Origin of the sequence: Deinococcus aquaticus (assembly GCF_028622095.1) — a bacterium.
GTDB classification, from domain to species: Bacteria; Deinococcota; Deinococci; order Deinococcales; family Deinococcaceae; genus Deinococcus; species Deinococcus aquaticus.
In genome coordinates, this window is the sequence record NZ_CP115165.1 from 23034 (window position 1) to 48429 (window position 25396).

General features: G+C 70.6%; 25 protein-coding genes. 18 read left to right on the plus strand and 7 right to left on the minus strand.

Annotated features, from left to right (window positions below):
- Positions 1–8: 8 nt before the first annotated feature.
- The 5 genes from M8445_RS00125 to M8445_RS00145 all read left to right on the plus strand — a co-directional run bounded on the left by M8445_RS00125 (position 9) and on the right by M8445_RS00145 (position 5204).
- Positions 9–2435 (plus strand): transglycosylase domain-containing protein, encoded by a 2427-nt coding sequence (locus M8445_RS00125; protein ID WP_273988822.1) that lies wholly within the window; start codon positions 9–11, stop codon positions 2433–2435.
- A gap of 236 nt (positions 2436–2671) precedes the next feature.
- Complete coding sequence (locus M8445_RS00130) at positions 2672–3055, plus strand: penicillin-binding protein (protein ID WP_273988823.1); 384 nt, start codon at positions 2672–2674, stop codon at positions 3053–3055.
- 75 nt (positions 3056–3130) lie between these two features.
- Entirely contained in the window at positions 3131–3814 is a 684-nt protein-coding gene (locus tag M8445_RS00135; RefSeq protein ID WP_273988825.1) for a cytochrome c biogenesis CcdA family protein, read from the plus strand.
- Positions 3815–3843: 29 nt separating this feature from the next.
- Entirely contained in the window at positions 3844–4503 is a 660-nt protein-coding gene (locus M8445_RS00140) for an ABC transporter ATP-binding protein (protein ID WP_273988826.1), read from the plus strand.
- Positions 4500–5204 carry a heme exporter protein CcmB gene (locus M8445_RS00145; RefSeq protein WP_273988827.1) on the plus strand — a complete coding sequence of 235 codons (705 nt, stop codon included), beginning with the start codon at positions 4500–4502 and terminating at the stop codon, positions 5202–5204. Before M8445_RS00140 ends, M8445_RS00145 begins: the two co-directional genes overlap by 4 nt.
- Positions 5205–5231: 27 nt before the next feature.
- Here M8445_RS00145 and M8445_RS00150 read toward each other — a convergent pair whose 3' ends face one another.
- Entirely contained in the window at positions 5232–5990 is a 759-nt protein-coding gene (locus M8445_RS00150) for a hypothetical protein (protein ID WP_273988829.1), read from the minus strand.
- Positions 5991–6190: 200 nt separating this feature from the next.
- Here M8445_RS00150 and ccsA point away from each other — a divergent pair, with 200 nt between their 5' ends.
- From ccsA to M8445_RS00195, 9 genes are all read left to right on the plus strand, one after another.
- The gene (gene ccsA / locus M8445_RS00155; RefSeq protein WP_273988830.1) at positions 6191–6913 is read left to right on the plus strand and encodes a cytochrome c biogenesis protein CcsA; all 723 of its coding nucleotides are present in this window, start codon (positions 6191–6193) and stop codon (positions 6911–6913) included.
- A complete protein-coding gene (ccmD, locus tag M8445_RS00160) occupies positions 6906–7037 on the plus strand; it encodes a heme exporter protein CcmD (protein WP_273988831.1) in 132 nt (43 codons plus the stop codon). Before ccsA ends, ccmD begins: the two co-directional genes overlap by 8 nt.
- On the plus strand, positions 7034–7513 hold the full coding sequence (ccmE, locus tag M8445_RS00165; protein ID WP_273988832.1) for a cytochrome c maturation protein CcmE: 480 nt from the start codon (positions 7034–7036) through the stop codon (positions 7511–7513). Before ccmD ends, ccmE begins: the two co-directional genes overlap by 4 nt.
- A 99-nt stretch (positions 7514–7612) precedes the next feature.
- Positions 7613–9589, plus strand: coding sequence for a heme lyase CcmF/NrfE family subunit (locus tag M8445_RS00170; RefSeq protein ID WP_273990944.1), 1977 nt, complete (start codon positions 7613–7615; stop codon positions 9587–9589).
- 111 nt (positions 9590–9700) lie between these two features.
- Entirely contained in the window at positions 9701–10276 is a 576-nt protein-coding gene (locus tag M8445_RS00175) for a TlpA family protein disulfide reductase (RefSeq protein ID WP_273988833.1), read from the plus strand.
- Positions 10277–10428: 152 nt separating this feature from the next.
- Positions 10429–10935 (plus strand): cytochrome c-type biogenesis protein, encoded by a 507-nt coding sequence (locus tag M8445_RS00180; protein WP_273988834.1) that lies wholly within the window; start codon positions 10429–10431, stop codon positions 10933–10935.
- The gene (locus M8445_RS00185) at positions 10932–11990 is read left to right on the plus strand and encodes a c-type cytochrome (protein ID WP_273988836.1); all 1059 of its coding nucleotides are present in this window, start codon (positions 10932–10934) and stop codon (positions 11988–11990) included. The genes M8445_RS00180 and M8445_RS00185 overlap by 4 nt, the downstream gene beginning before the upstream one ends.
- Before the next feature lie 2 nt (positions 11991–11992).
- Positions 11993–12586: a QcrA and Rieske domain-containing protein gene (locus M8445_RS00190; protein ID WP_273988837.1), complete on the plus strand. Its 594-nt coding sequence runs from the start codon at positions 11993–11995 to the stop codon at positions 12584–12586.
- On the plus strand, positions 12583–13113 hold the full coding sequence (locus M8445_RS00195; protein WP_273988839.1) for a GNAT family N-acetyltransferase: 531 nt from the start codon (positions 12583–12585) through the stop codon (positions 13111–13113). Before M8445_RS00190 ends, M8445_RS00195 begins: the two co-directional genes overlap by 4 nt.
- 30 nt (positions 13114–13143) lie before the next feature.
- Here the strand turns inward: M8445_RS00195 and M8445_RS00200 are convergent, their stop codons facing one another.
- Complete coding sequence (locus tag M8445_RS00200) at positions 13144–14196, minus strand: vWA domain-containing protein (RefSeq protein ID WP_273988840.1); 1053 nt, start codon at positions 14194–14196, stop codon at positions 13144–13146.
- Between the two features lie 83 nt (positions 14197–14279).
- Entirely contained in the window at positions 14280–14594 is a 315-nt protein-coding gene (locus M8445_RS00205; protein WP_273988841.1) for a hypothetical protein, read from the minus strand.
- A gap of 223 nt (positions 14595–14817) precedes the next feature.
- On the opposite strand from M8445_RS00205, the gene M8445_RS00210 reads away from it, so the two are divergent.
- Positions 14818–15711 (plus strand): carbohydrate kinase family protein, encoded by an 894-nt coding sequence (locus tag M8445_RS00210; RefSeq protein WP_273988843.1) that lies wholly within the window; start codon positions 14818–14820, stop codon positions 15709–15711.
- Positions 15712–15803: 92 nt separating this feature from the next.
- Here M8445_RS00210 and M8445_RS00215 read toward each other — a convergent pair whose 3' ends face one another.
- From M8445_RS00215 to M8445_RS00230, 4 genes are all read right to left on the minus strand, one after another.
- Complete coding sequence (locus M8445_RS00215; RefSeq protein WP_273988846.1) at positions 15804–17159, minus strand: HD-GYP domain-containing protein; 1356 nt, start codon at positions 17157–17159, stop codon at positions 15804–15806.
- A 134-nt stretch (positions 17160–17293) separates the two neighbouring features.
- Positions 17294–17659: an aspartate 1-decarboxylase gene (panD, locus tag M8445_RS00220; protein ID WP_273988848.1), complete on the minus strand. Its 366-nt coding sequence runs from the start codon at positions 17657–17659 to the stop codon at positions 17294–17296.
- 68 nt (positions 17660–17727) lie between these two features.
- The gene (locus M8445_RS00225) at positions 17728–19290 is read right to left on the minus strand and encodes an Rqc2 family fibronectin-binding protein (protein WP_273988850.1); all 1563 of its coding nucleotides are present in this window, start codon (positions 19288–19290) and stop codon (positions 17728–17730) included.
- A 254-nt stretch (positions 19291–19544) separates the two neighbouring features.
- The gene (locus M8445_RS00230; RefSeq protein WP_273988851.1) at positions 19545–22139 is read right to left on the minus strand and encodes a BamA/OMP85 family outer membrane protein; all 2595 of its coding nucleotides are present in this window, start codon (positions 22137–22139) and stop codon (positions 19545–19547) included.
- Positions 22140–22544: 405 nt separating this feature from the next.
- On the opposite strand from M8445_RS00230, the gene M8445_RS00235 reads away from it, so the two are divergent.
- From M8445_RS00235 to M8445_RS00245, 3 genes are read left to right on the plus strand one after another with little or no spacing between them, the layout of a single operon-like run.
- The gene (locus tag M8445_RS00235) at positions 22545–23210 is read left to right on the plus strand and encodes a YggS family pyridoxal phosphate enzyme (protein ID WP_273988852.1); all 666 of its coding nucleotides are present in this window, start codon (positions 22545–22547) and stop codon (positions 23208–23210) included.
- The gene (locus M8445_RS00240) at positions 23207–24112 is read left to right on the plus strand and encodes a DivIVA domain-containing protein (RefSeq protein WP_273988853.1); all 906 of its coding nucleotides are present in this window, start codon (positions 23207–23209) and stop codon (positions 24110–24112) included. Before M8445_RS00235 ends, M8445_RS00240 begins: the two co-directional genes overlap by 4 nt.
- The gene (locus tag M8445_RS00245; RefSeq protein WP_273988854.1) at positions 24109–25383 is read left to right on the plus strand and encodes a cytochrome P450; all 1275 of its coding nucleotides are present in this window, start codon (positions 24109–24111) and stop codon (positions 25381–25383) included. Before M8445_RS00240 ends, M8445_RS00245 begins: the two co-directional genes overlap by 4 nt.
- Positions 25384–25396 lie beyond the last annotated feature (13 nt).

Sequence of the window (25396 nt, forward strand, 5' to 3'; positions counted from 1 at the left end):
GTGACCTCATGATCTTTCTCGGACGTTTCCTTAAATTCCTGACGTCGTTCGTGCTGGCGGCCCTGGTCGCCGGTGTGGGCGTGGCGGCCACCTACGGCCTGAAATGGACCCGTGAACTGCCGGACTACCGCGAGCTGGACAACCTGACCCGCTCGCTGGGAGCCGAAACGAAGGTGTTCGCGCGGGACAACACGCCGCTGGGCAGCCTGATTCCGCGTGTGGGTGAGCAGGCGATCAGCCGCACCATCGTGACCCTGAACGAGATCAGTCCGTTCATGATGGCGGCGCTCATCAGTAACGAGGACCGCCGTTTCTTCGAGCATTACGGCCTGGACCCCTACGGCCTGGGGAGGCAGTTCCAGCGTGCCGCGCGCGGCGACAGCGTGCAGGGCGGCAGCACCCTGACCAACCAGCTGATCAAGAACACCCTGCTGCTCGACGAGTACCAGCAGGCCCGCACGCCGGACCGCAAGTTCAAGGAATGGATGCTGAGCGTGCAGGTCGAGCGGTCCTTTACCAAGGAAGAGATTCTTCAGAATTACCTGAACGCCATCTACTGGGGGGACGGCGGGCCGGTCGAACTGTACGGCATCTACGCGGCGTCCCAGGCGTACTTCCGGACCACGCCGAAGAACCTGACGCTGGCCCAGAGCGCGTACCTGACCGTGCTGGTTCCCAGCGCCGGGCGGTACTTCGATTACAAGGCGGCGCGCCCGCTGATGCGCGTCCTGCTGACCCGCATGGTCGAGGACCGCTGGATCACGCAGGCGCAGATGGACGCCGCCTGGAAGGAAAACCTGCAACCGCGCGGCTGGCAGGTCACGTACAACGCGTCCGGGACCATCACCAGCGCCAAGCTGGTGGACCGCACGCAGAAGGAACTGAAGGCCGTGACGACCGTGCGCGCCCCGCACTTCATGCGGCAGGTGGAAAACGAACTGGTGCGCCGCTTCGGCCGCGAGAAGGTGTACGGTTCCGGCGGTCTACGCGTATACACCACGCTGGACCCCAAGGTGCAGAACGCCGTGGAGACCGCCAGCCGCGAGGCGAGCGGCCTGCCGCCCGGCGCGACCCTGGCCGCCACGATCCTCAACCCTTACACCGGCGAGGTGCTGGGCATGATCGGGCAGAAGTTGCAGGGCAGCGCGCCGCCCGCCGACTGGAACAACGCCGCGCAGGGGCAGCGGCAGATCGGTTCGACCATCAAGCCGCTGCTGTACACCACGGCCCTGTCGACCGGGCTGGACCAGACGCACCGCGAGGAGGACCGACCCATCACCTTCCCGTGCACCGGCTGCAAGGACGGCGTGTACGCCCCGCAGAACTTCGAGGGAGCCACCACGTACCGCGACATGACCATCCGCGAGGCGCTGGACCGCTCGCTGAACCTCGTGACGGTGCGACTGGCCGACCGGATCGGCCTGCAGACCTTCTTCGGGAAGATCCGCGAACTGGGTGTCGCTCCGAACGACGGAACCGGACTGGCCGCCGCGCTGGGCGCGGTGGAAACCACGCCCATCAAGATGGCGGCCGCGTACGCGCCCTTCGTGAACGGCGGCCTGTACCGCGTGCCCCGCTACCTGAACAAGGTCACGACTGCGCGCGGCGAGATCCTGTACGACGCCAGCAGTGAACCCGTGCGGCCCGACCGGGTCTGGACGCCGCAGATCGCGTGGCTGGGCCTGGACATGATCCGGGGTGTCGTGAACGACCTGACGGCCGCGCAGGGTGGTCTGGCCGAGCGCGCCAAGTTCGGCGAGTGGCCGGTCGCTGGAAAGACCGGCACCAGTAACGGCCCCAAGGACTTCTGGTTCGTGGGCACCACCCCGCTGTACACCGGGTCCGTGTGGGTGGGCCGTCAGCAGGGCGGCGAGATGCCCACCTACTACTTCTCGGGGTACGTGAACGCCCCGATCTGGCGGCGCATGATGGAACTCGCGCACGCTGGGCAGCCCGTGCGGCAGTTCAGCGAACCGCCGGGCATTCAGTACGTGGACGCCCCGGACTCCCAGTTCCTGCCGGGCGTCAAGATCGCCATGCTGGACCCGCAGTACCGGGACGCGGCGAACACCGACCTTCAGACCGACGCGCCCGCCCCGGTCCAGTACCGCGAGACGGGGCTGGCGACCGGCAGCGACCCGCGCACAGCGATGGTCAGCCTGGACCGCGTCACCAACCGACTGGCGACCGAGTTCACGCCGCCTGAGAACATCGTGCAGCGCCGCATCGAGATCGAGGCCCTGCCCGCCTACGCGCCGGACCCCTCCCCCGCCCCGCTGAAGGACGAGAAAGCCGACCCGGACGCGCTGAAGGCCGCAGGGTCGCAGGGCGGCGCGCCAGCCAGTATTCCGCCCGCCACCACCCCGGACACTGCTCCGGCCGCTACCCCGGACACGGCACCCGCGTCAGGGACCGCGCAGCCCGCCACGCCCTGAATCCGGCGTCACTGTTTCACATGAAGGCCCGCTGCACGGTTCGCAGCGGGCCTTCTCATGGGGCCGTCACGCGCGGGCCGTGCCGGGCGGGGCATGATGACAGTCATGAACCGGCTTCCAGTTGCCGCCACCTCGCCTGAACCGGTTTTGCCAACCACTGGGCCGGAATCGGCTTTGCTCCCACTCGCATCCGCTCGGATGGAACGGTTTTTGCAAACCATTCCATCGGAGTCCGTATGAGACTGCGCCGCGCGCCGCTGATGTCGTTGCTGCTGGCGCTGGGGGTCTCGTCTGCGGACGCCCGAGTGCGCCTGGGCGAGGCGCTGCCCGCGCACCCGTGGCAGTCGGCGGCGCGTGAAGTGGTGGTGGTGTACAGCCATGACTGCGGCGACCTGGGGCCACTGTGGCAGGCGGTGCTGGACAGCGGCCTGCCGGTCCGGGCCGTGAACGCCGAGGGCATACCCTCGCCCGCACCGGGCGGCCTGAAGGCGTGGCAGGGCGAGGCGGCCACCCGCTTCTCGCGGGAGCTGAAGGTCAGCGCGTACCCGACGGTGCTGCTGGTGCAGGAGGGACGGATTCTGAACGCCTGGGAGGGCGACTTCAGCGGCACGCTGGAATGACCCGGCGGCCCTGACGCTCCCCCCGCCGGGACGCCCGCCCCCGTATGGGTCGGCGCGGCCCGCTAGACTGCGCGCATGAGTGTATCGGCGAGCTCTCCGACCCTGATCCTGGCGTTCATGGCGGGGCTGGTGTCTTTCCTGAGCCCCTGCGTGCTGCCGCTGGTGCCCAGTTACCTGGGCGTGATCGGCGGGGCGCGCGCGCCCATCTCGCGGGCGCTGGGGTTCATTCTGGGCTTCGGGCTGGTGTTCATGGCGCTGGGCGCGACGGCCAGCAGCCTGGGCAGTCTGGTCTCGGCGCACAAGGCGGTGCTGGCGCAGGTGTCGGCCGTGCTGATCATCTTCTTCGGGCTGGTGATGCTGGACCTGATCCGCCTGCCGCTGCTGATGCGCGACACGCGCGCCCTGGCCGACGCGGGCGGGTACGGCCCGGTGGCGCTGGGCGCGGCGTTCGCGTTCGGGTGGTCGCCGTGCCTGGGTCCGGCGCTGGGCAGCATCCTGGGACTGGCGGCCAGTACGGCCAGCCTGGGGAGCGGCGTGGTGCTGCTGGCGGCGTACACGCTGGGGCTGGCGGTGCCGTTCCTGCTGGCCGCGCTGCTGTGGCACCGGCTGAACCTGCGCCGCCTGAACCGTTTCTCGGGCATCTTCGAGCGGGTGGGGGGCGCCCTGCTGGTGGTCGTGGGGATCATGATGCTGACCGGGCAGTTCACGCGTCTGGCGACGTTCTTCTATCAGGTGATGCCCGCCTGGATGCGCGTCTGACGGGGCCTGACCCCACCCCGGCGGACCGCGTGGTCGCGGGGCCGGAGTTCGCGCTGCAACTGCGGGGCGTGTGGCTGCGGCTGGGCCGCGAGGTGATCCTGCGCGGCGTGACGCTGGACGTTCCGGCCGGGCAGGGCGTGACGCTGCTGGGCGAGAACGGAGCCGGGAAGACCACGCTGCTGCGGCTGTTCGGGGCGGGCCTGAAACCCACGCGCGGCGAGGGGCGCGTGCTGGGCTTCGACCTGCGCGACGGCCGCTCGGTGCGCGAGTGCGTGCACCTGATGCCGGTCGACGGCGGCCTGTACCCGGACCTGACCTGCGAGGAGAACCTGAACTTCGCGCTGACCATGCACGGCCAGTCCGGCAACGTGGCGGCGGCCCTGCGGCGCGTGGACCTGCACGGGGCCGCCACGCGCCGCGCGCGGTTCCTGTCGGCCGGCATGCGCAAGCGGCTGGCCCTGACGCGCGCGCACCTGCTGGCGCGGCCGGTCACGCTGGTCGACGAGCCGTTCGCGAACCTCGACGACGCCGGGCGGCAGCTGGTGCTGAACCTGCTGGGTGAACTGCACGGCGCGGGCGGCACGCTGGTCATCGCGGCGCACGAACCGGAACTGGCGCGGCAGGTCGCACCCCGCACCCTGCGCCTGTCGGGCGGCGTGCTGGCCGAGGCCCCGGCGGTGGGCGCGTGAGCCGCTCCGAGGCGCTGCGGGTCGTGCGGGCGGTCGCGGCCAAGGACCTGCGCGTGGCGGGCCGCACCCGCGACACGCTGCTCGCCACGGCCTTCTTCGCCGGGCTGGTCCTGCTGGTCCTGGGGCTGGCCCTGAGCGGCACGGCCCGCAGTGACGCGCAGTCGGCGGCGCTGGCGGCCGGGTCGATCTGGACGGCGCTGGCGCTGGCGGCCGCCGTGGGCGCGCAGCGGGCCTTCGCGCAGGAGCAGGAGGCGGGCGCGCTGGAGCAACTGCTGCTGTACCCCGGCCCGCACGGGGCGCTGTACCTGGGCAAACTGCTGGGCGTGCTGGGGCCGCTGCTGCTGGTCGCGGCGTTCACGGTTCCGGCAGGACTGATCCTGTTCGGCGCCGCCGAGACCGGGCGCGCCGTTCCCTGGGTCGGGCTGGTCCTGACAACCGTGCTGGGCGTGCTGGGCTTCGCGGCCGGAACGACCTTCTACGGCAGCGTGACCGTCAGCCTGCGCGCCCGCGAGGCGCTGCTGCCCGCCCTGGCCTTCCCGATCCTGGTGCCGGCCGTGATCGCCACCGTGAAGGCCACCACGCTGCTGCTCTCGGGCGTGTGGAACGCCGAGGTGAGTACCTGGCTGACCTTCCTGGCGGTGTTCGACGTGGCGACCATCATCCTGGCCACCCTGCTGTTCCCGTACGCTGCCGAGGGGTAAGGGCCGGGAGTCGCGGGCGGCGGAAGGTCAGTCGCGGGCGACGAGCACCACGGCGCACCCGTCGGAGTCGGCGGTGGTCTCGGTGGGCGTGTCGATGATGGCCTGAAGGTCGAAGTAGCCTTTCTTGTGGAACACGCTGCTGCGGTCCAGAGCAGCGGCGAGGCTCTCGCGGGCGACCATGTAATTGTTGAAGACCTGCGTGCCCGCACCCGCAGGGGTCGCACCTGTCTGGTCGGGCCGGTGGTCGGCCCCGTTGAACGCGCCCGTGAACACGAAACTGCCCCCCACGCGGTACGGGCCGAAGGTGACGCCGTGGTGGTTGTACGCGCCGGGGGGGCCGTCACTGTACGCCTGTCCGGGCGTGGCGGGGTGCTGGGCGCGCAGTTCGCCGTTCAGCAGCGCGTGGTACCCGCCCGGCCCACTGCCGAAGCCACCCGTGGGTGTGAATCCGGCGGCGGCCAGCGCGGCGTTCATGCGCGCGGTCGCCTGTTCGGGCGTGCGGGCAAAACGGTCGATCAGGATCAGGTTGATGGGTTCGCGCAGGGTACGGCCCTGGTACGGCTCGCCGTTCCACACGGCGCGCTTCAGAGGTGCGCCGGGGCTGCCGGTCAGCAGCCACAGGCCCAGATCGCCCACGTCCGGCACGTCCCGGAACACGTCGCCGGGGCCGGGCTGGAAGGTCACGGCCTGCGGCGCGGCCGCCCCTCCCGGCGATCCGAGCAGCAGGCAGGCCGCCAGCAGGCGGACGGGCAGGCGGCGGGTATGGGTGGGGGCAGGCTGGGTCATGGGAAGTCCTCGGAGATAGAGCGCGGGCGGGGCGTGCCCTGTACGGTTCAGGATACTGCCCGTGGGTGCGGGCGCGCGGGGACACTCGCACTTGCCCGGGTGGGCTCGCGGGCGCGATGCTGCGGGCATTCGGTTGGAATGCCCGGCGCGGTGACCGTCACGGTCCCGACTCACGTCCGGGGTTCAGAATGGGGAGCGACATGAAGAGAGACCTCACGACAACACTGCTGGGCGGCGCGACCTTGGTCACACTGCTGATCGCGGTCGGACTGGGCCTGACTGCACCGCTGGACATCAATCAGGGGTCGCTGGTGCGGCTGATGTTCGTGCATGTGCCCGGCGCGTGGCTGAGTTACCTCGCGTACGGCGGCACGGGCCTGTTCGGGCTGCTGTACCTGATTCAGCGTCAGCGCCGCTGGGACCGGCTGGCGATGGCCAGCGCCGAGATCGGCGTGCTGTTCACGGTGGCGACCATCGTGGGTGGGATGCTGTGGGCCAAACCCACCTGGGGCACGTACTGGGTGTGGGACGCCCGCCTGACGACCACCGCGCTGAGTATCGTGGTGTACGGCGGTTACCTGCTGATCCGCACGCTGATCGACGATCAGGAACGCCGGGCGCGGGTGTCGGCCGTGGTGGGCATCGTGGGGACGCTGTACGTGCCCGTGAACTACATGGCGGTCGAGTGGTGGCGCGGCGTGCACCAGACGCAGACGCTGAAACTGCTGGACGGCATCCGCTGGGACGCCGCTCCGGTGTACCTGCCGACGCTGTTCATCTCGCTGGCGGCGTTCACACTGCTGTACCTGCTGCTGCTGCGCGTGCGCGGGATTCTGGCCGCCCGTGAGGAAGCCCGTGAGGAACGCGAACTGATGAACGAACTGGGCGCGGCGCACACCCGCGCGGAGGTAGCCCGTGGATAAGTACACCGCGTACGTGGTGATCGTGTACGTCGTGACGTTCGTGCTGCTGATCGGGTACCTCGCGTGGATCTGGCTGCGGCTGCGCGCCGTGCGCGACGAACCGGCAGGCGGAGCGCCCCAGTGAGCGACCCGTCCTCTCCCCTGCCCCCGGCCGGACAGCTGGGGCAGGCGCGGCGGCGGCGGCGCAGTCCCTGGCCGGCCGTGCTGGGCGTCGCCGCGCTGGTGGGCCTGACGGGCTTCATCGCCTTCGGGAACCTGAACCGCTCCCTGGAGTACTTCGTGACGCCCACCGAGTACCAGCAGCAGCAGGCGCAGCTTCAGGGCCGCTCCATCCGCATCGGCGGGCTGGTCCGGGACGTGCAGTACGACCCGCAGTCCCTGAACCTCCGCTTTGTCGTCTCGGACGGCGGGGCCAGCTTCCCCGTGCAGTACCAGGGGGCCGTCAGCGACCTGTTCAAGGAGAATCAGGGCGTGGTCGTGCGCGGCGAGTTCGAAGGGAACACCTTCCACGCCTCGGATCTCGTGGTCAAGCACAGCGAGGAGTACAACGTCCCGAAAACGCAGGCGGAACTCAAGGACCTGCTGAAAACCACCGAGTAAGTCTGACGCCGTGCCTGACCACGCCGGATCGCCGGCCGACCCCTGCGGGCCGGGCCTCCGCCCCGCGCGGCCCCACCAGAGAGGTGACCCGTTGTGAATGTGCTGAACCTGATCTCGTTCTCCTCCAGTCCGCTGGGCGCGCTGGGGCAACTGAGCCTGCTGGGCGCGCTGGCCTTCAGCGTGGGGGGGCTGCTGCTGTCGGTGCTGGGCGGCCTGCGCGGCGACGCCCGCGTGACCGAGGCGGCCCGCCGCGCCACCTGGGCGGTGTTCGCGCTGCTGACCCTGGGTACCCTGATCCTGCTGACGGCGCTGCTGCGTGACGATTTCACGGTGCGGTTCGTGGCCGAGCATTCCATGCGGGCCTCCCCGACCTGGGTGAAGGTCACGGCGCTGTGGGGCGCGCTGGAGGGCAGCATTCTGCTGTGGGCGTGGCTGCTGGGCGGCTTCACGTTCATCCTGAGCCTCACGCTGCGCCGCGACGCGCTGCGGCCCTGGGCGCTGGGCGCGATGTTCGTGAGCCTGCTGTTCTTCGTGGGCGTGGTGGCGACGGTCGCCTCGCCGTTCACGCCAGTGGCGACCGTGCCGCTGGACGGGCGCGGCCCGAACCCGGCCCTGCAGAACCACTGGATGATGGCGGTGCACCCGGTCCTGCTGTACCTGGGGTTCGTGGGCCTGAGCGTGCCGTTCGCGTACGCGGTCGCGGCGCTCGTCACGGGCCGCCTGTCGGATCACTGGGTGGTCGTCACGCGCCGCTGGACGCTGATCGCCTGGGCGTTCCTGACCGCCGCCATCGTGGCCGGCGGCTGGTGGAGTTACGAGACGCTCGGCTGGGGCGGGTACTGGGCGTGGGACCCGGTCGAGAACGCCAGTTTCATTCCGTGGCTGCTGACCACCGCGTTCCTGCATTCCATTCAGATTCAGGAACGCCGGGGCCTGATGCGCTCGTGGAATGTGTGGCTGATCGTGCTGGCGTACTCCAGCACCGTGCTGGGCACCTTCCTGAACCGCAGCGGCATCGTGCAGAGCGTGCACGCCTTCGCGGGCGGGCCGGTCGGGCCGGTGTTCCTGGGCTTCCTGGCGTTCCTGCTGGTGTCGGGCACGCTGCTGGCCGCGTGGCGCGCCCCGGCCCTGCGCGACGAGGCCGAGCCGCCCGCCCCGCTGAGCCGCGAGAGCGCGTTCCTGGCCGGGAACTGGCTGTTCCTGGTGTTCGCGGTGATGGTGCTGGTGGGCACCCTGTTCCCGACTTTCGTGGAGGCCGCGCAGGGCCGCCGGGACGCCAGCGTCGGCCCGGCCTTCTATAACGCCTTCGCCATTCCGCTGGGGCTGGGTCTGCTGGCCCTGATGGGCGTGGGGCCGCTGCTGCCGTGGCGGCGCGCGGACGGCCAGAGCCTGTGGCGGGCGCTGGTGCCGCTGCTGCTCGGCGGCGTGGCCGCCGCTGCCGTGGCCTTTGCGCTGGGCGTGCGGCACGCCGGGGTGCTGGGCACGCTGGCGCTGTCGGCGTACAACGTGGTGGGCCTGATCCTGCTGACCGCCCGCGCTGCCCGGCAGGCCGGGGGTCTGGGCGCGGCGCTGGGCGCGCAGCCGCGCCGCTACGGGGCGTACCTGGCGCACCTGGGCCTGATCGTGATGGCGCTGGGGCTGGCGTTCAGCGGGTCGTTCCGGCGGGACGCGCAGGTGACCCTGAACCTGAACGCCGCGCCCGTCACGCTGCTGGCAGAGCGCCTGCAACTGACCGGCCTGGACGCCGTGACCCGCACGGACGGGAAGTCCGTCGTGGCGCGCGTGCAGATCGACGGGCGGCCCTTCCAGGCGCGGCTGAATACGTACACGCAGGGCGGCGACACGGCCTTCCCGTCGCCCGCCGTGCGCTACGGCCCGCTGGGTGACACGTACCTCGTGATGACCAGCGTGGACCCCAGGGGCCAGTGGGCCAGCGTGCGCCTGATCGAGTCGCCGCTGGTGTCGTGGATCTGGTGGGGCACCCTGATCATCTGCGTGGGCGCGGCCCTGACGCTGGCCTCGCCCCGCCGGGCCACCGTGCGCGCGCCGTCCGGGCTGGCCGCCGCGACCGACTAGCGCACGCGCCTCCCTCTTTCCCTTCCTTCACCGGCCGCGCCCCGGCGTTCACCGGACGGACCGCGCAGGCTCCAGACCCCCGAACAGGCCAGACCCCAAAAAAGGACTTCCATGACCCACACGCCTCCTTCCTCCCCGACCCCCCCGGCGCCCGCGTGGCGGCGCTTCCTGCCGCCCCTGATCGCGGCGGCCCTGGTGGCCAGCCTGGGCGCGGCGCTGCTGCAACCCGCGCGCAACGCCACGACCGGCGGCCCGCTGATCGGCAAGCCCGCCCCGGCCTTCACCCTGGACAGCCTGGACGGCGCGAAGGTCAGCCTGACCAGCCTGCGGGGCCGCCCGGTCGTGCTGAACTTCTGGGCGTCGTGGTGCGGCCCGTGCCGCGAGGAAGCCCCGATGTTCCGCGAACTGAGCGCCCGGCAGGGCGGCGGGGACGGTCTGGCGGTCGTGGGCGTGCTGTTTCAGGAGACGAACGAGCAGAGCGCGCGGGACTTTATCCGCGAGTACGCGCTGGCGTACCCGAACCTGAAAGACCCGGGCATCAATACCGGCGTGGAGTACGGCGTGAGCGGCATTCCGGAAACGGTATTCATTGACCGCGACGGCGTGGTGCAGCACATGGACCGGGGCGGCCTGACGCGCGAACGCCTGAACGTCGGCCTGGAAAAGATCGGCGTGCCCGCCCTGTGATACGGATTCCGTCTGTTTCGTTCACACCCCGCAAGAACGCCGGGTTGTCAACTCCACGCCCGGAACCCGTTTGTCTCCCTCTCGCTCTGCGGCGCAGCTCTACGAGTCCGCTCGGATGGAACGGTGTTGCAAACCATTCCACCGGAGTCCATATGAGCCGTCCCGTGCTGGCCGCCCTGCTGGGCCTGCTGACGCTACTGGCCGGCTGGAGCTGGAGTGCGGCGCAGACCGGCGCGCCGTCCCTGACGCCCGCGCAGGAGCAGCGTGCCCTGGCCATTCAGAAAAACCTGCGCTGCCCGCTGTGCGATACCGGCGAGTCCATCTCGGATTCCCGCAGTGACATCAGCGTGAAGATGCGTGAGTCCGTGCGTGAGCAGGTGGCCGCCGGACGCACGGACGGAGACATCTACGTGTTCTTCTCGCAGCGGTACGGGAATTTCGTGCTGCTCGACCCACCCAAGACCGGCCGGGGCCTGCTGCTGTGGGGCGCGCCCCTGCTGGCGCTGGCACTGGGAGGCGTGTTCCTGTGGTCGTTCCTGCGCCGCACCCCGGGCCGCGCCGGTTCCGCCGCCCCGGACGAGGCCTTCGATCCGTTCCTGGAACAGGTGCGCCGCGAGACCCGCGCGCCCGGCGACCCCACGGGCGGAGGGAAAGCGTGAGCGTCCTGAGCCTGATCCTGCTGATCCTGATCGTGGGGGCCGCGCTGTGGCTGGTGCTGGAACCCCTGCGGTCCGGGCAGCCCAGCGACCCGGACGCCCCGAAGCGCGAGCAGCTGCGCGCCGAGCAGGCGCGCCTGTACGCGGAACTTGCCGCGCTGCCGGCAGACCCTGACAGCGACCGCCGCCGACCGGACCTGGAACGCCGCGCCGCGCTGACCCTGCGCGCGCTGGACGCCCTGCCCCCCCAGCCGCGCCCCGCGCCGCGCACCCGCACCCTGGCCCTGGGAGCGCTGGCCGCCGCCTTCGCCCTGACGGTGGTGGGGGCCGTGACCTTCGTGCCGCGCTGGCAACTGGCGTCCCTGCAACCGTCCGAGGCGGCGAACGTGCAGGCCACGTTGCGCCTGCCGGGCCTGAAAGCGCAGGCCGAGCGGACCGGCGCGGCCGCCGATTACCTCGCGTGGGGGAAAGCGGCGTTCGATTCCTCCCGGTACGATCAGGCGGTCACGGCGTACGGGAACGCCCTGAAACTCGACCCCCGGCAACCCGAGGCGCTGCGCCGGCTGGGCATCCTGCTGCTCACGCGCGGCGAGCAGACCGGGCAGACCCTGAGTGCCGAGGACGCGCAGCGGGCCGCGCTGCTGATCCGCACGGGCGCGCAACTCGCGCCGAAAGAACCGGAATCGCAGCTGCTGCTGGGCTTCGCGCTCGCCCGGTTCGGCGAGGACGATCAGGCGCTCGCGGCGCTGGAACGCTACCGCACCCTGGACCCCAGCGGCCGCGACGCCGACGACCTGATCACCGCCATCCGCGCCCGCCAGAACGACAGCGACCCGGCGCTGCGCGTGTACGCCGCCAGTTGCGCCAGTTGCCACGGCCCCAGCGGCGGCGGTGGCCTGGGCCCCAGCCTGCGGGAATCGGCCCTGACCCGCGAGGCCGCGCGGCAGATCATCGTGCAGGGCAAGGGCGCCATGCCCGCCTACCCGAACCTGAGCAGCAGTGACCTGAACGCCCTGCTGAACCTGCTGGGCAGCTGGCAGGACACTGGGGGCCGCTGACCATGCCGGGCGACCCCACCCCGGCCCCGGTCCGCCGCCTGACCCGCCGCGCCCTGCTGGACCGCTGGTGGCTGATCCCGGTTGCCGGAACGGCTGGAGCGTTCGGGTACATGGGCTGGTACGCCACGCGCGTCATGACCGGAAAACGCACGGCCGGCACACCCGACTTCCGGGCGGCGCCGCCTGCGCGTGTGGCCGCCCTGAGCAACCTGAGCGGCGAGTGGGCCGAGCGGACCTTCACGTACGCGGGTCGGCCCTGCACGGTGCTGCGCGTGCCGCAGGACGTGCCGGGCGCGCTGCCGGACGGCGGGTCGTTCCTGATCGCGTACTCGCGGGTGTGCACGCACCTGGGCTGCAACGTGAACCTCGTGCGCGACCCGGAGATCCTGGCCTTCGCGTTCAATTACCGCCCGCCCCGCGACGAGCAGCACCCGCAACTGGGCTGCCGCTGCCACTACAGCGTGTTCGACCCGCTGCGGGCCGGCGAGGCCGTGTTCGGCAAGGCGCTGCTGCCCCTGCCGCGCGTGCAGTTGCAGCGGCGCGGCGCAGACCTGTGGGCGACCGGCATCGAACCCGCCCCGGACTTCACGGGATGACGCCCATCCACGGGCCCCTGTCGTTTACCACCGGCGACGTGCAGGCCGCCAGTACCGTGTTGCAGGCCACCGCCACGCAGTTGCAGGCGCGCGGGCGAACGCTCTGGCCGCCCGACAGGCTCACGCCGGAGCACCTGCAGCGGCACTACCCGCCCGGCGGCTGGCATGTCGCCTGGACCGACGCAGCGGCGACCAGCGAACCCGTCGGATGCTTCTGCCTGCTGACCAGCGACCCGCCCTTCTGGCCGCACGACCCGCCGGGCGAGGCGCTGTACCTGCACAAGCTGGCCGTGCACCCGTCCGCGCAGGGGCAGGGACTGGCGCACACGCTGCTGCGTGAGGCGGCGCGCGTGACCGCCCTGGCCGGGCGACCCTGGCTGAAACTCGATACCGACGCCGCGCGGCCCGCCCTGCACCACCTGTACGATTCGTTCGGGTTTGAACGCTGCGGCCAGCGCGACGTGTTCGGCCTGACCGTCATCCTGTACCGACTGCCTGTCCGCAGAGCGGGCGGCGGCCTCGGGTAGTGGAGACCGCCGCCCGCTGCACGTGTGTCGTTACTTGGGGGCGCTGGTGTCCCGGACGGCGTAACTGAACGGGACGCTCAGGCGCGAGGTGGCCTTGCCGTAATCCGACACGTCCACGGACAGGGTGCCGGTGACGGTGGTGCCGGGCGCGGGCGCGGCGGCGAGGTTCAGTTCCAGGCAGCCCTGCGCGGTGAAGGCGTTGTACAGCTGCGAGAAGTAGGCGTCGAGGTCACCGGCAGCGATGTTGCTGCGGAACAGCCCGCCGGTTTCGCTGGCGATGCGTTCCATCTCGGCGAAGTCGAGGCTGCCCGTGGCGTCCAGGCCGATGGCGTACACGGGCACGCCTGCGGCCTTCGCGGCGGCGATGGCCTCGTCCGGCGAGTTGCTGCTGCTGTTGTCGATGCCGTCCGTGAGGGCCAGCACGATCGGGTTGCTGCGCCCGGCGCGGCTGGCGACCTTCACGGCGTCCACGACCGCGTCGTAGAAGTTGGTGCTGCCGCTTGCGTACGTGGCGTTGTCGATGGCGGTGTTCAGCGCCGTCTGATCCGCCGTCAGGTCCTGATGCAGCACGCTGCCGATCATGCTGGCCGACGGCGTACTGCTGGCCTCGAAGGACAGCACGGCGGCCTGACTGGTGCCGGTCATGCGGGCCACGAAGGCCTTGGCGGCCGCGCGGCGTTTCTCCTCCGGGTCGGTGCTGCGCATGCTGCCGGTCGCGTCGAGGGTGACGGCGGCGGTCACGGTGTTCTGCACGCTGACCTGTCCGCACACGCTGACCGTGCCACTCACGCCGGCGGTACTGAACGTCACGGACGGGTTGCTGAGCGTGCCGGTCGCGGTCTGCGTGCCGCTCAGTGGCGTCACCCCGAACTGCACCTGCGTGGGGCTCAGGACGCGCGCGCCGTTCAGTTGCATGGTCGTGGCGGTGGGCGTGGTCGGAGCGGGCGTTCCGGCGGGGCCACCGCACGAGGCCAGCAGCAGCGACGCTCCCATCAGCGCGCCCCAGGTGCGGCGGGGCAGTGGGCGGCGGGACAGCGGAGCGGTAGGCAGGGTGGGCTGGGCAGACTGGGTGCGCTGGGGCATGGTGGGTTCTCCTGGGTGGCGCGTGACCATGAAGGGTCGGGGCGGAGGGTGGAGGTGGACTGGCAGGACCCGGTGCAGCCGCGTCAGGTACGCCCGACCAGCTGTGCGCCGCGCAGCAGGTTGTCCTGGGCGGCCCGCAGGAGTTGCACATGACTGCTCAGTTGCCCGACGCTGGCCCAGACGAGTGCCAGTTCAGCGGGCGTGGTCCAGCCGGGCCGGGGGATCAACTTCAGCAGTTCGTCCAGCTGCCGGGTCTCGGCCAGGGCACGCAGGTCGCCGCGCAGGGCTTCCACGTCGCGGGTCAGGCCTTTCAGGTCGTGGGTGACGCGGGTCGCGGCGGTTGCCGCGGCGGGCGCTGCGGGTGTGGCAGCTGTGGAGATGGTGGCCTCATCCTTCATGCTGGTTCCTCCTGGGTAAACGTGGGTGGTGCGCGGTGGGGGGCGGGTTCAGGCCGTTGACTCCCCCCCGGAAGCTGCTCTGAACCTCGCCTGAGTTCATCTTCGTCACAGGCCGTGATCAGGCCGTGATCAGGCTGGGGTCACCTCATGACCGGGCCGTGAACCGGGGGCCTGTGTGCGCGACCCGGCCCGGCCCGCCGCCGCGCGCGGTAGATTTGAGGGAATGCAATTACCGTTCATCGTGAGTGCCGGGGAAGCCCTGACTGACCTCGTGACCGCCGGGCGGAACGCCTGGCACGCCCATCCGGGCGGCGCGGCCTGGAATGTCGCGCGGGCCTGCGCGTCGCTGGGGGTGCCCAGCGCCTTTGCCGGAGCGGTCGGGCAGGACAACTTCGGGGACGACCTGATCCGCGCGTCCGTCGAGGCCGGGCTGGACATGCGCTTCATGCAGCGCGTGCCCGCCCCGACCCTGCTGGCGGTGGTGTACAGCGCCAACCCGCCCGCGTACCGCTTCCTGGGCGAGAACAGCGCCGACCTGCACTTCGACCCGACGCGCCTGCCCGCCGGGTGGCTGCGCGAGGCCCGCTGGCTGCACGTGGGCGGCATCAGTCTGGCGCGCTGGCCGCTGGCAGACACGCTGCTGGGCCTGATCGAGACGGCCCGCGCGGCCGGCGTGAAGATCAGCTTCGACCCGAACGCCCGCATCACGCACCGCCACCCGGACTACCCGAAGGTGTTCGAGGCGGTCGCCCGCCGCGCGGACCTGATGAAGTTCAGTGACGAGGATCTCGCGTTCTTCTTCCCCGGGCTCAGCGAGGCGGACGTGCTGCGCCGCCTGCGGGGCCTGAACGCCCAGGTGCCCATCATCATCACGCGCGGCGCGCAGGGCGCGACCCTGTACCACGCGGCCGGACAGGCGAACCTGCCCGCCGCGCCCGTGCAGGTCGTGGATACCGTGGGGGCCGGGGACGCCCTGTGCGCGGGCCTGCTGGTCAGCGCCTCCGAACGGCCCGAAGCCCTGTGGAGCGAGCACCTACGCGTCGGGCTGGCCGCCGCTGCCGCCGCCTGCGCGCATGCCGGCGCGTACGCCCCCACCCGCGCCGACCTGAACCTGTAGGCGTCCATAGTTGAAAGGTGATGGTTGATAGAGCGGGCCTTCCCTCTATCAACCATCACCTGTTTCCCTGAACCGTCTGACGGCTGCGGCCCTTACAGCACGAGGTGCACGTCGTCGTGTTCGGCCATCATGCGCAGGAAGGCGTCCACGTACTGCGGGTCGAACTGACGGCTGGCCTGCATGCGGATCTCGTTCACGGCGCGGTCGCGGGTCCAGGCGGGCTTGTACGGGCGGGCGTTGGTCAGGGCGTCGAACACGTCGATGATGGTGAACAGGCGGGCCGTGTCGGGAATGCTGGGGCCGCGCAGGCCACTGGGGTACCCGGTGCCGTCCCAGCGTTCGTGGTGGTACCGCACGAGGTCCAGGGTCTCGGCCGGCAGGAAGTGCAGGTCCTGAAGCATGTCGTACCCGATGGTGGTGTGCGTCTGGATGACCTTGCGTTCGTCGGGGTCCAGCGGGCCGCGTTTGTGCAGCACGCCGTCCGGAATGGCGAGTTTGCCCAGGTCGTGCAGGTACGCGCCCCAGCGCAGGGCCTTGACCTGATCCTCGTCCCAGCCGAGGCGGCGCGCGAGGCGCACGCTCATGCTGACCACGCGGTTGGTGTGGCCGCCCGTGTCGTCATCCCGGCGTTCCAGCGCGGCGCCCAGCGAGCGCAACGTCAGGTCGTTGGCGTCGCGCAGGTCGCGGATGGCGTTCCACTGACCCAGTTGCGCGCCCAGCAGGCGGGCGTAGGCGGCCACGACACTGGTCTCATCCTCGCCGAAGGGACTGCCGTCGTTGCGGGTCAGGATCAGCACGCCCAGGTGGGTGGAGGCGCGGCCGTACACGGGGGCCACGTGGTAACTCTGCCGCTGGGGTTTTTTCAGCAGGGCCAGGGCTTCCTCGGCCACCCAGTGATCGGCCTGCACGCTGCGGCTGTCGTTGTCGCTGGGGTGGATGGGCCGTTCCAGGAAGGCCTCGAAGGCGCCCTTGGCGGCCAGGATGTGCGGCGTACCCTGGCGGTACGCGACGAACGCGAGGTTCGGGGCGACCTGAAGCTTGTCGAGAATACCCACCCCGGCGCGGATGATGGCGTCGGCGTCGCGGGCCTCCGCGAGGCGTTCGCTGCCGGCGCGCAGGGCGTTGATGGTGTTGCGCTGCCACGCGACCTCGCTCAGGTTGCCCTGCTCGCGCAGCAGCATGAAGCCCAGGCTGCCGATCACGATCAGCGCGCCCAGCAGGTCCATCGGGTTCCCCGCGTGGCCGGGCAGGGCCAGCGACACGATGAACCCGGCGGGGTAGGCGACCAGAGCGGACCAGCGCAGGGGACCGCGCAGGCCTCCGGTGGCGGCGGCGATCAGGACGGCGCTGGCGGCCAGGAGGCCCTGAAGGTCTGCGTAGGCGGCGTAGCCGAGAAGGGCGACAGCCAGAAACAGCAGCAGGTAACTCCACGGGGGCGTGCGGGACACGTCACCGAGTGTAGCACCGTCATGAACCCTGATTAAAGGTTTTGTTTACAGCCCGTGAACTCTATGTGACACGGGGTACAGGCGGGCTGAACGACTGGACTCCACGGGCCTGTCCAGGTGCCGGATGAACCGGGTCAGGCCAGCTGGGGCATCCCGATCATACGGTTACGGGCGTCGACCAGCACCACGTTCGGTTCCAGGGTGCGGGCCTCCTGGTCGCTGTAGTTGCCGTACGCGGCGATGATGACCATGTCACCGGGTTTCATCAGGTGCGCGGCAGCCCCGTTGATGCCGATGACGCCGCTGCCGCGCGGGCCGCTGAGGGCGTAGGTGCTGAGGCGGTTGCCGTTGGTGATGTTGTAGATGTCCACCCGCTCGTTCACGAGGATGTCGGCGGCGTCCAGCAGGTCCTGGTCGATGGTGACACTGCCGACGTAGTCGAGGTCCGCCTGGGTGACGGTCGCGCGGTGAATCTTGGCCCTGAACATGATGCGTTCCACGAGCGGGCATTGTACCTGTCCGGCCCGGCCGCACTGGAAGGGACGTTACGGGACAGGGTCCCTGGAGGTCAGCTGCCGGGCAGGGTGCCGTCCACGAAGACGGTCTTCTGGTCGGTGTAGTGCACCTGACCGGCGGGCGCGCCGCGCGGTTTCCAGACGTGCTTGATGCGGGTGTAGTCGACCGGGACGTTGCTGCTGCCGCGCGCCTTGCTGTTGGCGGCGGCCAGCCGGGCGGCGAACAGGATGTCCGGCAGGTCCAGCTCGCGCGCGCCGCTGCGCACCAGCACGTGACTGCCGGGGTAGCCCTGCGCGTGGAACCACCAGTCCATGCTGCGGCCGATGCGGTGGGTCAGGGTGGCGTTTTCCTTGTTGTTGCGGCCCACGATGGCTTCCAGGCCCGAGGGGGTCACGAAGCGCGTGCCGTAGGGGCTCTTCTCGGGCTTCTCGCTCTGCACCTGCGCGGCCAGCGCGCTGAGCTGTTCCAGTGGGGCGAGGTCCAGGTCGCGCACGCGGTCTTCCGCCTCGGTCAGTTCGGCGCGCAGGGGGCCTTCGCGTTCGGCAAGGCGCAGGTAGACGTCCTCGCGGCGGCGGGCGCGGGTGTAGCGTTTCTCGGCGTTCTGCACGGCACTCAGGTTGGGTTCCAGCGCGACCGGGCGCTCACCGCTACCGTCGAAAGCGCTCAGCAGGACGCTGCTGGCTCCGGGCGTCACGGTGTGCGCGTAGGCCATCAGCAGGTCGGCTTCCTCGCGGTCCTGCGCGGCGTCGGTCAGGCCAGCCTCGGCGCGGGTCACGTCGGCCAGCTGGTTGCGCAGCAGGGTCACGCGTTTCTCCAGCGGTTCGCGCAGCGCCTTGCGGAGGTTGGCGGCCTTCTCGCTGCGGGCGGCCTCGCGCGCGCCGCCTTCCATGACGCCCTCACTGACGGTCGGGTCCAGGGTGACGGCCTGCACGGCTGCCAGCGCCTCCGGCCAGCGCTCGCCGGGCGGCTGGTCGGGGCTCAGGTCGGCGCGGCGGGCCAGTTCGGCGCTCAGCAGCGGCCCCAGTCCGTCCAGTCGCTCGCGCCAGCGCCCGATGGGCACGCCGGCCAGTTCGCGCGCCTGATCGGCGCTCAGGGTGCGCGGGTCGAGCTTCTCGTAGGGGGGCGGCGGCGTGTACGGTCCACCCGTGCGGATGGTCCGGAAGCGGTTGCGGCTGCCCGTGATCTCCCGCGCGGCCATGACCACGCGGCCCGAGAAGCCCTCTCCGGCATCCAGGACTAGCAGGTTGGCGTTCCGGCCCGTGACCTCGAACAGCAGTCGGGTGGGGGCCTGATCCACGAATCCCGTCTCGCCGGAAAAGTGCAGCGCGATCACCCGGTCGAGTTTCAGTTGCTCGGCGGCCAGCAGGTCGCCCCGCACGCGGTTCGCCAGGAACCGCTGGAAGGGACTGCGCGGGTCGCCCCGCAGGCGTTCGCGGGACAGGAACACCACGGGTTGCGGCGGCCGGTACGACAGCACCAGGTTGGTGCGGCTCAGACCCGCGCCTTCCAGCAGCAGGGCGGCCGTGGTCTCGTCCGGGAACACCCAGCCGAGGGTGCGCAGGGGTAGCTGCGGACTCAGGTCACGCAGCACCCGCGCCAGCATCAGTCCTTCCATGCGGGGCCTCGGGGGGGGCAGAGGGGTGGGAACGTCATCCGGGCATGCTACCGCTCCGGGCGCTGCGGGCGCGTGCGTGAAATGGCGCAGGCGGGAGGGAACACTTCATGGTTCCTGGCAGGAAGGCCGGTGCTCTCCCCTGCCCGCCCACCTCCCTGCCCACTCGGCCGGGACAGCGGCGGGCGGCGCGGCCCCCGTGTGGAGAGCCGCGCCGCCCGCTGGCCTGTCATCAGGCGCCGTGAATCAGCCGTGGGTCAGAAGAAGTTGCCGATACGGAAGTAGAACTTGCCGTTGCCGGTCTGGGGGCTGAAGCCGTAGTCGAAGCGCAGGCTGGGCAGCAGCGCCCCGCCGATGCCGAGGTTCAGCTGCACGCCGGCCCCGACGCCGTACTTCAGGTTGAAGTCGGTGTTGGCGGCGGTGGCGCTGCCCCAGGCGCTGCCGGCGTCCGCGAAGACCACGCCGTACAGGCCCTGCGCGATGCCAGAGTTCAGGCCGAAGTCGTAGCGGTACTCGGCGCTGGTGGTCAGGTAGTTGGTGCCGAACAGCGCGCCGTCGTCCAGACCGCGGATCTGGCGGGAGGCGTTGGCGCTGCTGCCGCCGCCGATCGAGTAGCCGGTGCCGGTGGGGGCGGTGCCGACGCCCAGGGTGGTGCCGGCGTTGGCGCGCACGGCGAACACCTGCTGCTTGCTGGTCACGCCCAGGGATTTCTCCAGGGTGCGGCCCAGGCCGTAGTAGGTGCTGACGCCGCCTTCCAGGTCGCCCCAGCGGACGTTCTCGTTGTTCTGACGGCCGAAGTTGTACCCGGCGGTCACGCCGGCGCGCACGCCGCGGTCGGGGAACTCGGGGTTGGTGGTGCTGTCGTAGCTCAGGCCGGTGCTGACGCGGGTGGTCAGCGAGGAGTCCGGGACCAGCGCGGCCGCAGACGCCTGATCGAAGGTGCGGGTCTGTTCGGTGCCGCTGGCGTCCTTGTACTTGACGACGTTTTCCTTGTCTTTCAGGGCCTCGAGGTAGTACGTGGAGTACCCGGTGCCCACGCTGACGCGGCCGTACAGGTTCGTGGCGAGGCTGCGCCCGGCGCTGACGCTGAAGGAGTTGCTGCGGGTGGTGTAGTCCCAGCCGGTGTCGGTCTTGGCGGGCGTGTCGGTGTCGGTGCTGATCAGGGGGTTGTTACCGACCACGTTCGATCCGGCGCTGACGGACAGGCTGGTGGGGGTCTTGCGGAAGTCCAGGAAGTCCAGGTCCAGCCAGGGAATGGTGTACGAGACGTTCCCCACGAGGTTCTGCCCCGCGTCGTTCTGCACGCCGCCGACGGAGACCGTGAAGTTGTGGCCCAGGCCGAACACGTTGTTGTTGGTATACCCGGCGTCACCGCCGAAGCCGCCCGCGAAGGAATCGTAGGTCAGGCCCAGGCTGACGGGAATGCCGGTGGTGGTCTCGGCGAGGCCCAGCACGTACGTGACGTTCTCGGGGTTGGCGGGGTCGCTGCGCACGCTCTGCGTGACCACGCGCACGAAGCCCAGGCGGCTGATGCGGCCCAGCGCGTCGTACAGTTCCTTCTGGTTGAAGGCCTTGCCGGTTTCGGGCAGTTCGCGCAGGATCACGCGGTCTTTGGTGTTGTGCTTGCCCTGCCACTGCAGTTCGTACCCGGCGACCTTGACCTCGCGGACGTTGAAGACCAGCGCGCCGTTCTCGAAGGTGATGGCGTCGCGGGTGCTGATCTCGTACCCGGCCTTGCGGTAGGCGTCACGCAACGCCAGGAAGTCGTCCTGGGCCAGCTGGGGGCTGTACACGTCGCCGGACTTGGTTTTCACGGCGGCCAGCAGGGTGGCGCTGGGGACCAGGGTGTTGCCCTTGACCTCGATAGTCTTCACGGGGCCGCTGGCCACGCCGGCCGACCCGAACAGCACGGTCACCTGACCGGGGTTCTCGGGGTCGGGCTGAATGGCGAAGCCCACGGGCTTGCCGGTCTGGTTGGAGAGGGTGCGCACGTCGGCCTGCAGCCTGGCGAGACTGATGGGCTGCCCGGCGGCAGACTGCAGGGTCACGGTGGGGTCGCCCAGGTCGCTGAGGTCCACGGCGGCGATCTTGCCTTCCAGCGCGCGGACTTTCAGCACGCCGCCCTGCAGGGTGGTGGTCTGGGGGTTCACGCCGGACTGGATGTACCCGGCCTCGTCGTACGCCTGCTGGAGTTGCTGCACGGCGGCGTAGTACGCGTCGGGCGTGAACTTGCGGGCGTCGTAGAGGGGTTTGAAGATGGCCGTGACGGTGCTGGCCGGGATCAGGGTGACACCCTCGACTTCCACGCGGGTGATGGGCGCGGTCTCGTCGACCATGAAGTTCACGGTGACGGTGCCGTCGGATTCGGTCTTCACGCTGGCGCTGATGTTCGGCGCGAACGGGTACCCTTCGCCCTGGAAGTTGCTGGCGAGCGCCGTCTTGGCCTCGTCGATGCGCTGGGTGTTCAGGGTCGCGCCGGGCGCGATGTTCAGCAGGTCGCCCACGCTTTTCTTGAAGCCGTCGGCGGGCAGGAACGTCAGGCCGGTGATGGTCACGTCCTTGATGGTGGGGTTGGGGACGACCGTGATGACCAGGGTGTCCTTGCCGCCCACGCTGCGCAGTTCGGCCACGGCGCTCTTGAAGTAACCGCTTGCCACGACTTCCTGCTCGGTCTGGCGCAGGTTGATGCTGGACAGCGGCGCGCCGGTCTGGGCACTGAGGGTAGCGCGGATAAAGTTGGCCAGCAGTTCACTGGTTCCGACCACGGTCACGTCCTGCACGGTCCCGGCTGTCTGGGCGACAGCGGGCGCGGCGAGGAGGACGGTCACGGCGAGCGTCATGGGGTGTCGCATTCTTCTCCTAGTTTCGCACGGAACCCGGAAATCGCCCCCACCGGGGAGAAGGGCTGGGGGCTGGGCACGGCGAGCACTCCGCTCACACTTGCCGCTGTGACCCTGAGAAGGGTGAAGGTTTCCTGCGGCGGGCTTGCGAAGCGGTGTCCTGCCCGGCCCGCCCACAGCCGGTCTGCGGCCTAGCCACTGCTGGCCGGCTGCGGGCCCCCGGAGGAACAACGGTAAGCGCAGCGCAACAGGGCCGCCCGCCGCGCCGGGCCGCCGGGGCCGGGGCGCGTACTTGAGTGAGCGGGGCGCGTGAGTGAGAATGGCAGGCGTGACCGCTCATCAATACAGGCTGCGCCGCCTCGTCCAGGCCCCGGCTGGAATCAGGACAGCTCCAGCAGGCATCCGTCCGGAGAGACCTTGAGTGTTCCGGCCGTCCTGACGGCCATCCGTGAAGCCGAAGCCCAGGCGGGCCGCGCGCCCGGCAGCGCCCGGCTGGTGGCCGTCACCAAGGGGCAGGACCTGCCCAGCATCGAGGCTCACGTGCTGGCGCACGGCGCTTTCCCGCTGGGTGAGGGCCGCGCGCAGGAACTGCGGGACAAGGCCGCGCTGCGCCCGGACCTGGAATGGCATTACATCGGAACGCTCCAGCGCAACAAGGTGAAGTACCTGCGGCCCGTGACGCTGGTGCACGGCATCGAGGCCGCGTGGCAGGCCGAGGCGATCGCGCAGGCCGCGCAGGGCTGGGGCCGCGCGCCGGACCTGCTGCTGCAACTGCATAACGGCGAGGCGCAGAAGCACGGCGTGGACGGCGCGGACCTGCCGGGCGTGCTGAGACAGGTGCAGGCGACTGGTCTGACCGTGCGGGGCCTGATGGTCATGGCCCCGGACGCCCCGGAGCCAGACGACCAGCAGCTGGACGCGGCGGCGCGGGAGGCGCGGCTGCTGGCGCTGTTCACAGACACGGCGCGCCGCGCACACGACCTGGGTCTGTCAGAGTTGAGCATGGGCATGAGTGGGGATTACCCGCTGGCCGTTCGCGCAGGAGCCACCCTGGTTCGGGTGGGAAGGAGTCTGTTCTCGTGAAATTCACCCCCCTGGACGTACGCCATCAGGAATTCCCGACCCGCCTGGGCGGATACGAACGGGTATCGGTCCGCGCGTTCCTGAACGACCTGTCGGATGATCTGGAAACGCACCTGCAGCAGCATCAGGCGCTGCGGGATCAGATCACGGGCCTGGAACGTCGGCTCGAGGAGCAGCGTCAGAACGAGGACGAGATCCGCCGGGCCGTCGTGGCGGCCGAGCGGATCTCGCATGAACTGCGCGAGAATGCCGCGCGTGAATCGGACCTGATGATCGCCCAGGCGAGCCTGCACCGCGACTCGGTGGTGCGGGACGCCGAGTCGCGCAGCGCCGAACTGGAAAGCGGACATCAGGCGCGGCTGGCGGCGCTGGAGGCCGCGTTCCGCAGCCGCTTCGCGGACCTGGAACGCGACCACCACCAGTTGACGCTGGAGCGCGAGCGGGCGCAGGCCGAGCGGATCGCGGCACTGGAACGGACGTTCACGGAGCGGCACACGGAACTGACCTCGCGCCTGACCGGGGCGCGGCAGGAGTACACGCAGTTCCTGAGCGGGTACCGGGCGTTGATGTCGTCCTTCTCGGACCTGTCGGCGCGGCACGTGATGCCGGACGACGCGGCGCTCCCCGTGCCGGCGCTGCCGCAGCACGCCACGCTGGAAGGCGCCGCGCGGCCGGAACTGGACGCCGCGCTGCCCGCGCCCGACCCTGCGCCCGACCTCACAAACGCCCCCACGACCGAACCCCGCACGGCAGCCCCGGACGCGCCGGTGGACGTCATGCGGCACGCGCTGGTCGTGCCCGGCACGGCCGTGAGCGATCCGCCCACACCGGACGGGTCGGTGCGGCGGCAGGATGAGCCGGACGGCCCGGCCCTGCGCGTCGAGGGGCAGCAGTTCCTGTGAGCGACCCGACCGCCGCGCCGCTGCACACTCAGACGCTGCCCACGGTCACGCTGCCCGTGTCGGACCCGGCGTTCGTGCGCGATCCGTACCCGCTGCTGGCGCACCTGCGGGCGCAGGGTCCGGCGTTCATGGATCCCGGCATGAACCGCGTGGTCCTGACCCGCCACGCGGACATCAGCGCCGTGCTGCGCGACCGCCGGTTCGGGCGCAGCGCCCTCCACCGCTACTCGCGTGACGAGCTGGGCTGGCCGCGCCCGGACCCGGCGCAGGCGAACTTCGATGCGTTCAACAGTAACCACCTGCTGGACAGTGAGCCGCCCAAGCACACGCGCCTGCGCTCGCTGGTGCAACTGGCGTTCACGCCCCGCCGCGTGGAGGCCCTGCAAGGGCGCATCGAGGCGCTGCTGGCCGCGCAACTGCATGGCCTGCGCGGGCAGGGTTCGTTCGATCTGGTGAGCGCGTACGCTGAACCTCTGCCGGTCACGGTCATCGCGGAGTTGCTGGGCGTGCCGGAAGAACACCGCGCCCTGCTGCGGCCCTGGTCGGCGGCCATCGTGAAACTGTACGAACCGTCGGCCACCCCGGCGGATCAGGCGGCAGCCGAGCGGGCCGTGCTGGACTTCAGTGCGCTGCTGCGCGAACTGGCCGCCGAGCGCCGGGCCGAGCCGCGTGACGACCTGATCACGGCGCTCGTGCAGGTCGAGGAAGGCGGCGACCGCCTGACCGCGCAGGAGTTGATCGACACCTGCATCCTGCTGCTGAATGCCGGGCACGAGGCCAGCGTGAACGGCCTGAGCGCCGGCGTGCAGGCCCTGCTGGGCGACCGGCGGCACTGGGAGGAGCTGGTGCAGGCCGCCCCGCACGCGGACAACCTGCCGGTATTCCGCCGCGCTGTGGAGGAACTGCTGCGGTTCGACACGCCTCTGCCGATGTTCGAGCGGATCGCGCTGGAACCCCTGACGCTGTGCGGCGCGCCCCTGAACCCCGGCGACCGCGTGAGCCTGCTGTACGCCAGCGGCAACCGCGACCCGCAGCGCTTTGAGGCTCCGGACGAACTGCGCCTGGACCGCGACCCGAACCCGCATCTGACCTTCGGGCTGGGCATCCACTACTGCCTGGGTGCGCCGCTGGCCCGCCTGGAACTGGCGCTGAGCCTGCGCGCCCTGTGCCGCGCCCTCCCGGACCTGCAACTGGGAGGCCCGGACGCCGCGCAGTACACGGGCGGCTTCGTGATTCGTGGCCTGGACCGCCTGACCGTGCAGGTCGGGTAGACCCTACCGTGAA

Coding starts and splice junctions, on each gene's coding strand:
- M8445_RS00125 (WP_273988822.1), top strand. CDS start 9: ATGATCTTTCTCGGACGTTTCCTTAAATTCCTGACGTCGTTCGTGCTG.
- M8445_RS00130 (WP_273988823.1), top strand. CDS start 2,672: ATGAGACTGCGCCGCGCGCCGCTGATGTCGTTGCTGCTGGCGCTGGGG.
- M8445_RS00135 (WP_273988825.1), top strand. CDS start 3,131: ATGAGTGTATCGGCGAGCTCTCCGACCCTGATCCTGGCGTTCATGGCG.
- M8445_RS00150 (WP_273988829.1), bottom strand. CDS start 5,990: ATGACCCAGCCTGCCCCCACCCATACCCGCCGCCTGCCCGTCCGCCTG.
- ccsA (WP_273988830.1), top strand. CDS start 6,191: ATGAAGAGAGACCTCACGACAACACTGCTGGGCGGCGCGACCTTGGTC.
- M8445_RS00175 (WP_273988833.1), top strand. CDS start 9,701: ATGACCCACACGCCTCCTTCCTCCCCGACCCCCCCGGCGCCCGCGTGG.
- M8445_RS00180 (WP_273988834.1), top strand. CDS start 10,429: ATGAGCCGTCCCGTGCTGGCCGCCCTGCTGGGCCTGCTGACGCTACTG.
- M8445_RS00190 (WP_273988837.1), top strand. CDS start 11,993: ATGCCGGGCGACCCCACCCCGGCCCCGGTCCGCCGCCTGACCCGCCGC.
- M8445_RS00195 (WP_273988839.1), top strand. CDS start 12,583: ATGACGCCCATCCACGGGCCCCTGTCGTTTACCACCGGCGACGTGCAG.
- M8445_RS00200 (WP_273988840.1), bottom strand. CDS start 14,196: ATGCCCCAGCGCACCCAGTCTGCCCAGCCCACCCTGCCTACCGCTCCG.
- M8445_RS00205 (WP_273988841.1), bottom strand. CDS start 14,594: ATGAAGGATGAGGCCACCATCTCCACAGCTGCCACACCCGCAGCGCCC.
- M8445_RS00210 (WP_273988843.1), top strand. CDS start 14,818: ATGCAATTACCGTTCATCGTGAGTGCCGGGGAAGCCCTGACTGACCTC.
- M8445_RS00225 (WP_273988850.1), bottom strand. CDS start 19,290: ATGGAAGGACTGATGCTGGCGCGGGTGCTGCGTGACCTGAGTCCGCAG.
- M8445_RS00230 (WP_273988851.1), bottom strand. CDS start 22,139: ATGCGACACCCCATGACGCTCGCCGTGACCGTCCTCCTCGCCGCGCCC.